The 9,058-nt window shown below is 65.8% G+C and carries 7 protein-coding genes; all 7 read right to left on the reverse strand.

Annotation, left to right across the window (positions count from 1 at the left end; all coding sequences use genetic code 11):
- Positions 1 to 619 (reverse strand): hypothetical protein (locus AC1DT2_RS10480; protein ID WP_477296144.1); only part of this gene is annotated, 619 nt, incomplete at its 3' end.
- A complete protein-coding gene (locus AC1DT2_RS10485) occupies positions 616 to 1,848 on the reverse strand; it encodes a hypothetical protein (RefSeq protein WP_477296145.1) in 1,233 nt (410 codons plus the stop codon). The genes AC1DT2_RS10480 and AC1DT2_RS10485, both read right to left, overlap by 4 nt.
- A gap of 39 nt (positions 1,849 to 1,887) precedes the next feature.
- Positions 1,888 to 2,739, reverse strand: a complete 852-nt coding sequence (locus AC1DT2_RS10490; protein WP_477296146.1) for a hypothetical protein — start codon at positions 2,737 to 2,739, stop codon at positions 1,888 to 1,890.
- Between the two features lie 2 nt (positions 2,740 to 2,741).
- Entirely contained in the window at positions 2,742 to 4,694 is a 1,953-nt protein-coding gene (locus tag AC1DT2_RS10495) for a hypothetical protein (RefSeq protein WP_477296147.1), read from the reverse strand.
- Entirely contained in the window at positions 4,691 to 5,872 is a 1,182-nt protein-coding gene (locus tag AC1DT2_RS10500) for a hypothetical protein (RefSeq protein ID WP_213949834.1), read from the reverse strand. Before AC1DT2_RS10500 ends, AC1DT2_RS10495 begins: the two co-directional genes overlap by 4 nt.
- A 156-nt stretch (positions 5,873 to 6,028) precedes the next feature.
- Positions 6,029 to 8,539, reverse strand: a complete 2,511-nt coding sequence (gene hrpB, locus AC1DT2_RS10505) for an ATP-dependent helicase HrpB (RefSeq protein WP_477296148.1) — start codon at positions 8,537 to 8,539, stop codon at positions 6,029 to 6,031.
- Positions 8,540 to 8,581: 42 nt separating this feature from the next.
- A partial coding sequence (locus AC1DT2_RS10510) for a type II secretion system protein GspD (protein ID WP_477296149.1) occupies positions 8,582 to 9,058 on the reverse strand: 477 nt, incomplete at its 5' end.

The raw sequence follows: 9,058 nt of genomic DNA on the forward strand, positions 1-9,058 counted from the left end.
CGGCCATCTCGCAGGAAAGGCACATCGGCTGACTGACGAAGGCGGTGACTTCGCCCCCGAGCGGGACGCGCTTGCTGATCAGGTCGCGTTCGATGGACCGCACGGCCTTCAGTTCAGCGTCGTTGCGTCGTGCATCGGACGGCCGACCGTCAGCCAGGGCCGTCCAGGTGATCACCGACCTGTCCGAGGGCAACAACACGGCGTGCACCTCGGTAGGCTGCACCTGCAGATAGTTCTCATAGGGTGCCGGCGCCTGTCCACGCACGCCTAGCCTCGGTGGGTCCTCGCCGGACCGCGCATAGTAGGTCCGCGTGTGCTCCCTGCCATTGACTGTATAGGTGTATTCGAACGCCGCGAAGGTCGATGAAAAGAACTGTCGCGCGAATTCATGGAAGGCCTGGCGGTTGCCCCGCCTATGCGACGTGGCGCCGAGAAACCATTCCACCGAAGGGATGGCGTGGTGAAGGAAGCTCAGGCGTAGGTGCCATAGCACGATGTCGTCGTAGTCATAGGTCCATTCGTAAGTCTTCACCTCGCCCGCACTGGCAGGGCATCCAGCGACGGCGAGGAACAGACCAAGGAGCAGGCGGTGGCGAATCGATGCACGGCGCGATCTCATGGGCGACTCCTGCCGCACAAGTGCGTCGCCACGTGGTTGTTGATGACCTCGGCAGCCTCCTCGGCGGAAAACGCGCCTCGTGTACGATCTTCGATCAGCAAGCGATCGGCCGTCTCGGTATGCCCCGCATGGCGGGCGAAGAGTTCACCATGCGGCATCGTCTCGCGCCCGGACCGGGCATAGTCCAGCGGCAGCAGTGCGGGCGATAGCTCAGGTGGCCACAGGCCGTGATGTGATTCGTCCTGGGTCATCTGGGTTTCCAGTACGCGCCGAAACCAGGCATGCACGCTGCGATCGATAGCATTCGACAGGCACAGCTCGCGCCGGGGGTCGTAGGGACTGGATGCCGCGACATGTCGATCGGCCACACCGCGGGCGTCGCACGGGGGACGCCCTGCATAGGGCATGGCTTGCCGGTAAGCCGCCGCCACCCGGGCCACACGAAACGCCAGGGGGATCTCCCTGTGGCCGTAGATCGTTTCTCGCCCCGCATGCCAGCCCGACATTTCCGACTCGAGCATGTGCGTGAGGTATGACCAGTCCGAACTTACGATATCCGTCAGGCGATCGGCCAGGAGGAAGCGAAACAACACCATCTCGCGAACGCCGGATACACGCCGTCTCGTCACCTGCAGCGTCGGGATGCGATCGCGAAGCACCTGGGCCGCGACAGCGTAGTAAGCCGCCACCGCATAGTGCCGTTCGCCGAACAAGCGACGTGCTTGATTGAAGATGTCGACGGCAACGCCCGCTTTGATGAGATGGGCTTGCACCATGCTGTCGCCTGCGAAGGCGACGGGATGGTCACCCGCGGACAATCCCGGCAAGGCGTTGGTCAGGCCGAGATCCCAGGCGACGGCAGCTCTTGCTTCCGCATGCGTCATCGGCGTCTCGAGATCTTCGTCCATCCGATGAAGCGCCCTCACCCACGGAGCGTCGCCAGGTTGGCTCTCTCGCAAGTCGGCTACCGCGCTATAGGGAGAAGAAGGATCGACGAGCAAGCGAGACGTCAACGAGTCGTCGTCACGCATGGCTCCGGCCAGGCCGTTCGCCTTGATGCGCTCCTCCATCCAGAGCGCAGTGAAGTCGCCCGATGGTGGCGCAAGGGGGCTGGTTTGCTTTGTGTTGGCGAGAGCTCCGCCGGCAGCAAAGCTCGATGCGACGACGAATGCGAGGGTGACACCCACCCGGCAGGCGCGAGCCGGTGCGGGCTGAAGCAAGGTAGTCATGAGATTCCTTCTCGAAGACCCGAGGTTACGTCCCACTCGTCAGGGCATGTGGGAGAAATAACTCACCAGCAGCGTCGCCGCGACTTCCCGAATCTGCCGCAACGACAGGAACAAGGGTGTCCTTCTGCCATCGGCATTTTCACCGTCGACGTAGTTGACCCGTACCGTCGCACCGGTCTCGCTGGCGAAACGGCGAAGCGCCGGGCTGCACGATATGCAGGGCTTCTGGCTGACGAAGCCGACCAGCTCCCCATTCGCCATCTCGGGATTCAGGTAGATATCGTTCTTCAGCGTCTGCAGAATCTTGATCTCTGCATCGCTGGCCCGATTGGCCAGCGGATCGTGGCTCGGCCTGACCGACGAACCCGGCACCTCCACATTCGTCCTTGCGAAGCGAAAGACACTCACGTCGGGCAGGTAATCCGCCTCCCGCGTTCCCGGCACGACCAGATCCGAATCGCCCTGTGGTATGAGCCGCTCGAATTCGTGATTCGAACGCGACACGTAGACGCGCGTGTAGCGAACATCCCCGACGTGCCAGCTGTATTCGAAGAAGGCGAAGGTCGCCCTCATCAGCTGGTTCCGAAACCGCTCCATTGACGGCTCACCCACACCCCGGCTGCGGTCGCGCACGGCGTCGCTGATGTAGCCCTGCATGCCGTGCGCATAGACATTGATCAGGAAGCCAAGGCGATCGGTCATCGTGCCTTCGACATCCTCCGTATACCCGGCTTCGACGACCGTACCTGGTGAAGGGTCGGGAAGCTCCGTCGGCGCAGGCGTGGGCTTGGGCGCGGGCTTCCTACGGACGGCCGACGCGTCTGCGCCGCCGAAGCAAAGCAGGACGGCAAGCGCCAGCCGTGCGGCAGACGTCATGGATGATGGGCGCATGACTAGTTCCCCTTCGCTTGCATAAGGGTGACAGCGCGACGGATCACCGGCAGCGATGCTGCGTAGGAGAGGTCGCCGTCCGCGACCAATCGATTGACGATCTTCATCTCCACCACTTCCTTGCGCACCGCGGCGTGCAGCGACGCGCCGCCCAGCGATCGTTCGGCGAACTGGGTGTACCGGAAGGGGCCCGCGATCTTCTCCCGATGAGGATCGCCGATCTCAGATGGGCGCCTGGGTGCCATCTCGCGATGAAGTTCGTCGACGAACCATGCATAGACCGCGCGGTCTGTCGCATCGTTGAAGCACAACGGTCGCGGATCGCCACCGCCCTTGCCGGCCGTCGCCGGGTCGTGATCCCTCGCATTGAGGCAGGGGTCCACATCGAACGGCTGCTGGTCGCGATACGCCGCCGCCATGCGCCCGATGCGCAAGGCCACCGGCAAACGGGGAAGCGTGTTGTTGTGTGGCGCACCRATATCCCACTCGCGCATCGCACCGTCGAGCAGGATGGCGAGGTATTGTCGATCGAACTCGGTCGGTCGCCACTCGCGCGGGGTCGAGACCAGCCCTTGCAGGACCTCCGGGCGCAGTCCGAGCCGCCGCTGCTCAGCGACCGGCGTCGCGTCGAGCTTCTCCCGAAGCAGCTGTGCAGCAACCGCATACAACGCGCCGATAGCCGGATAGTCATGGCCGACCATGTCCCGCACACCGATCACGACGTTGGCATGAACGCCTGCCTTCGTATGACTGGGCACGCCGCGATACGTGTTGATAGGGGGACCGTAGTAGTCGTCAACGTCCGTCCAGGGCCGGCTCTTGGTGAAGCCCAGTTCGCGCTGTTTGCGCAGGCTCAGTTCACGCTGCCCGGGCACGCGGCCTTCGATGGCGAGCAGTTGTGCGGCGAGACGGACGGCGTCGTTCATGCTCGAGAGGTCGCGCTCCGCGGGTTCCGAATACGGCGACGACGGATCGACCAGTACCCAACGCGCGTAGCTCTCGTCGCTGCCGGAGAGAACGTAGGAAGCATCACCTTTCGTCCGTGCATACGCGCGGATCAGGGTCACCAGCGCGCTATGGGTCGACGGCCTGACCGCCAGCGGGAACGAGACGACGGGACGTCCCGCGACACACATGTCGGGGACCTTTCCCCGTGCCGGCGGTGCATGCGAGGGACGAAACCGTTCGCGGCCGATGAGCGAACTGCGCACGGTGGCCATATAGGCCATTTGCCTGCCATGGAACAGTGCGCTCGCCTGCGAGCCACCCCACACGTTCTCGTTCGCCACCAGGCTCAGCTCATACGCATTGGCGAAGTTGTTCAATGCCTGATCGCAGGCCAGGCACAGCGGCCCGCTGACGAAGACAGTGGCAAGACCACCCTTCTCGACCGTCCCGTCTCTGAGGTCCGTCTCCAGCGTGCGCACGGCCTTCATTTCGGCGTCCTGCAGATCCCAAGGTGCTTCCGGTCGGATCATCGGCATCTGCCAGGGCACGCGCGAGTTGGCGCCGTCCTGTGAGGTCGCCATGACTTCGCCGGGCCACGGGTCCAGCCAGTCCGGGAGATCCGGGGTCAGCAGGGTCTCCGCTCGGCTGTCGACCGAGCCCCTGCTGCCGGACATGGCGTAATACGTTCGCGAGCGCGACACGCCATCGGCGCTCTGGTAGGTGTAAAGCAGGGTGACAAAGGTGGAGCCGATCATACGCTGCTCGAACGCTCGCCACGTCTGCCCGGTCGCAGGCGCGACGCCTTGGTTGGCCCGATCGATGTATCGCGCCGACAAACCATCGGCATAAAAGCGAAAGCCATTCATCAACGCGTTCACGACATTGCCGTTGGGATCGTCGTCTACCGAGCGCCTGCCGATAACGACCGCCGCAGCGGACAGGCTCGCGACCAGGCACGACACGGCAAATCCGGTATGGACCAGGCAACGCAGATTCGAGCGCTTCATAGCGCACTCCCTCGACACATTCGGTCGACGGCAAGTTCTTCCAGCGCGGCCTGGGCCTCCGCGGAGATCCGTCCTTGCCACACCAGTTCCCGGCCCACCGTCGCCGCGACGATGTCGGTATCCAGCGAGGCATCCTGGGTGTCGCCAACGAAGGCACCCAACCATGCGGGCCGCAGCCGGTCGATGGCTTCGATCAGAGGGCCGACCGCAGACACCATGACCTCGGGATCCTCGAGCTTTGCGGCGAGATCGTCGCGCAACGCGGCGCCGTACCAGGCGAGGACGCGGCGATCGATCATGTCCGTGAAGCAAAAAGCAGATTCCGTGTCAGCCAGGCTCGTCGACGCCACGCCGGGGACGAAGGCGCCATCGTCGGAACAGGGATAGGGCGCTGTGTAGTTTTCCGAGCGATACGCCGCCGCGGCACGCGCTACGCGGACGGCCGTGGGAACCGCGCGACTGCCATAGACGGAGAGGGGACGATCGCGTGATGAGGAAAGCTCGTTCTCGAGCAGTCGCATCAGATAGGAGGTCTCCACCGCGCTCAGCGCATGCGCCCGACGCGCAGCCACCATGTGTTCAAGCGGAGCGGACCACAGGCCGGCATAGATCTCGCCCGATGCCTGTGCCGCTTCGATCTTCTCGCGCAAGAGCTGCCCCGCCAGGGCCAGATTAGCCGCGATCAACCCATTGCCGGGACCGGCGAGCAGCCGCGCCTGGACGAACAGGTCACGGTCCACGCCAGCCTTGATGATGTTCGCGGCTACCCAGGGTTTCCCCAGTTCCTCCACATGCCGCAGCGGAGGCATTTCGATACCGGGGCGTGCACGGGTCAGACCGAGATCCCAGCGGAAAATCGCCTGGGTTTGCGGGAGCGGCATGGCGAAGCCGCGCTGTCCGAGGGACGTCCACGCCGCGCGCCATGTCGCGTCCATGGTCCTTTCGCTGAGAGGCGCCAGCTCGGTATACATGTTCGTCGGATCGACCAGCGAGAGTCGCTCCACATCGGAGTCGTCGTGGAGCGGCGAAGCGGACGGCGTCAGGCGCCACAAGCGCTCGCTCATCAACTCGGCAATGAAATCACCGGCAGGTGGCTGGAGGAAATGCGCGAGCGGCACGGACGTCTGCGCTGCCGCTCCCGCGCACCAGGCGCAGGCGATCCAGACCAGGTGACGCATGCGTCGACCTTGGCGTGCTTGGGGAACGTTCGTCGACGGCATACCAGGAACTCCTTGTCCGGTAGATGCGAGTAGACGACGTAGTTCAGCAGGGAGGTGGCTCAGGCAGTAGCGGCGCGCGCCGCTGCAGCGGCACGGCAATGTCCCGCGCGCGTGTCAGGTCCCGCGTGGTTTCGCGCGGTGCGTCGCCACGGCTGTCCACGGGTCGTCGGGCCAGGGATGCCGCGGATAGCGTCCCTTGAGCTCCTTCTTTACTTCCGGATAGGTGCGGTTCCAGAAGCCGGCGAGGTCCTGTGTGACCTGGATCGGACGGCCCGCGGGCGACAACAGGTGCAGCATCACGGGCACGCGGCCGTCGCCTACACGCGGCGTATCGGCGAGGCCAAACAATTCCTGCAGTTTTACGGCGAGCACCGGCGGCGCACCGGCGTCGTCTTCGCGTGTGCCGTACTCCAGCCGACGGGTCATCCCGCTGGGCACTTTCAGTTCTTCCGGTGCATGCGCGTCGAGCGCGCGACGCTGCTCATAGTCCAGCATGGCCGACAGCGCCTCGGACAGTTCCGCCGCCTGCAGGGCTTCGAGCCGTCGCTTGCCGGAGAGATACGGCGAGAGCCAGGATTCCAGCGAACGCATCAGCGTGGCATCGGCGACGTCTGGCAGGTTCAACTCGGGACGCCATGCGTGCAGGGCCCCGATACGCGCACGGAGGCGCCGCGCGTTGTCGCTCCACGGCAGGCTGGCGATACCTCGCGCGCGAATCGCGGCGAGGAGTGCCGGCATGGCGTCATCGCCACGCACCGGAATGGCCTTGCGCGAGATCACCAGTGCATCGAAACGTCGTTCCTCGAAGGCTTCGGCGATCTGCCGCTCGTCGTCCCACCGCAACACGCGTTCGGTGATGAAACGATCCGCGTGGTCGCGCTCGAGCACGTCGGGATCGAAGGGCGCAGCGGCGAAGACCAGGCTGTCGCGAGCGTCCAGACGCAGGTCGAGGATGACCAGCCACGGCTCGCCGAGCAGCGCGCTCGCCTCGTGCAGGCGCGCACCGCGGCCGTTGGCGAGTTGGTAGCGCATCGGCTGACTATCGTCACGGCGGGCGACGCGATCGGGAAAGGCATGAACGAGAAGGTCACCGACCGCGTGCGCGTCGGGCACGCCGCTGGCGGCGGAACGAACGTCGAGTCGTCGACGCCAACCGGAAGAGGCCTTCTCGATCGCCGCGAGTGCGCCGATGTCGGCCGAGCCTGCGCGTGCACCGCGCGCTCCCGCGTCGCGCCAGAGATGCAGTGCGGCGACGCGCTGGCGGAAGTCGTCGGTGCGCCCGAGCTCCCCCCGCAGCGGCGAGCGGGCTTCGGTCAAGGCAAGCAGATCGGCGACCAGTGCGCGACGCTCCGGCGGCGTCCGCCATGCCGCGGCGGCCAGGCGCGGGGCCGCACCCAAGCCCAACATGTCGCGGCCTAACGCGGTGATCGCCGAGGTCTCGTCGAGTGCGCCGAGCCTCCGCAGCAAGTCACGCGCCTGGCTCATCGCGCCGGCCGGCGGCGCGTCCAGCCACGGCAGGTCATCACTACCCCATCCGGCCAGTTCGAGCGCGAGACCGGAAAGCTCGGCCTGTTCGATTTCCGCCGTGCGCGATGGTTCGAGACGGCGGCTTTGCGGCCATAGTCGGTAGGCCGTGCCTTCGGCGACACGACCGGCGCGACCCGCGCGCTGGTCCGCCGAAGCCTGGGAGATGTGCACGGTTTCCAGTCGCGTGAAGCCGGACTGGGGATCGAATCGCGGCTCCCTCGCGAGACCGGCGTCGACGACGGCACGGATGCCCGGCAACGTGACGCTCGATTCGGCGACATTGGTCGCAAGCACGACACGGCGCACGCCAGGGTCCGCAGGCGCCAGCGCGAGTTGCTGCTCGGCCAGCGACAGCTCACCGTGTAATGCCACTACTTCGATCGCGTCGTCGTGCTTCTCCAACATGCTGCGGGCGCGCTCGATCTCACGCCGACCCGGCAGGAAGGCAAGCACATCGCCGGGATTTTCACGCAGCGCCTGGAGCACGGTCCGCGCGAGGTGCTGCTCGGTGGTCTCCTGCGGTCGCGCAGGGGAATGCACGATGGAGACGGGGAAGCTCCGGCCGGGACTACTCAGCCGGGGCGCGTCGAGCCAGCGGGCGATGCGCTCACCATCCAGCGTTGCCGACATCACCAGCAGCCGGAGGTCAGGGCGGAGACTCGCCTGCACATCCAGCGCGAGCGCGGCCCCCAGATCGCCGGCAAGATGACGCTCGTGGAATTCGTCGAAGAGCACCGCGCCGATGCCATCCAGTGTCGGATCGTCCTGGATCATGCGGCCGAGGATGCCTTCGGTAACGACCTCGATCCGGGTACGGGGCCCCACCCGGGACTCGAAGCGGATCCGGTAGCCAACCGTCTCGCCAACCTGCTCGCCGAGCTGCGCGGCCATGAACGCCGCTGCGGCACGCGCCGCGATACGGCGCGGCTCGAGCACGATGATGCGGGCTCCCGCGAGCCACGGTGCAGCCAGCAGGGCCAACGGCACCTGGGTGGTCTTACCTGCGCCTGGCGGCGCCTCCAGGACAAGGCGTGGACGCACCGCGAGCGAAGCGACGATGTCTGGGAGGAGCGGTGTGATCGGGAAGACGGGAGTCATGCGCCGGCTATGTTACGCAAGCCGGCGCAGGATCGCCCGGAATCATCCCGCGCTGGCGGCTGGGGCCGATGCGGTCGCGGCCTCCGGCGTCGCCGCTTCGAGCGGTTGCAGCGAACGAAAGCGCTGTCGGTACTCATCGGAGACACGCTTCGCATCGTCGCCGCTGGCGATGACCTTCGGCGTGATCAGTACGATCAGTTCCGTCCGCATGAGATCTTCGTTGCGGCTGCGGAACAGGGCGCCCAGCAATGGGATGCGCGACAGTCCCGGCACCCCCGCGCGTCCACGGTTGTCGCGTTGCCTGATGAGGCCACCCAGCAACACGGTCTGCCCGCTGCGCACCGCCACCTGGGTATCCAGCTTGCGCTTCGCGATGGCGACGTTCTGTCCCGGCACAACGGCCTCGTCGGCCCGGCTGACCTCCTGGGTCACGTCCAGGTAAACCAGGCCACCCGGATTCACTCGCGGACGCACCTCGAGAATGACGCCGGTGTCATTGTAGGTGACCTGGCCCACTTC

The sequence above is a fragment of the Luteibacter sp. P4_E6 genome, assembly GCF_056401535.1.

What these genes read in the sequence shown, in the direction of transcription:
- AC1DT2_RS10485 (WP_477296145.1), bottom strand. Translation starts at nt 1,848, where the DNA reads ATGACTACCTTGCTTCAGCCCGCACCGGCTCGCGCCTGCCGGGTGGGT.
- AC1DT2_RS10490 (WP_477296146.1), bottom strand. Translation starts at nt 2,739, where the DNA reads ATGCGCCCATCATCCATGACGTCTGCCGCACGGCTGGCGCTTGCCGTC.
- AC1DT2_RS10500 (WP_213949834.1), bottom strand. Translation starts at nt 5,872, where the DNA reads ATGCGTCACCTGGTCTGGATCGCCTGCGCCTGGTGCGCGGGAGCGGCA.
- hrpB (WP_477296148.1), bottom strand. Translation starts at nt 8,539, where the DNA reads ATGACTCCCGTCTTCCCGATCACACCGCTCCTCCCAGACATCGTCGCT.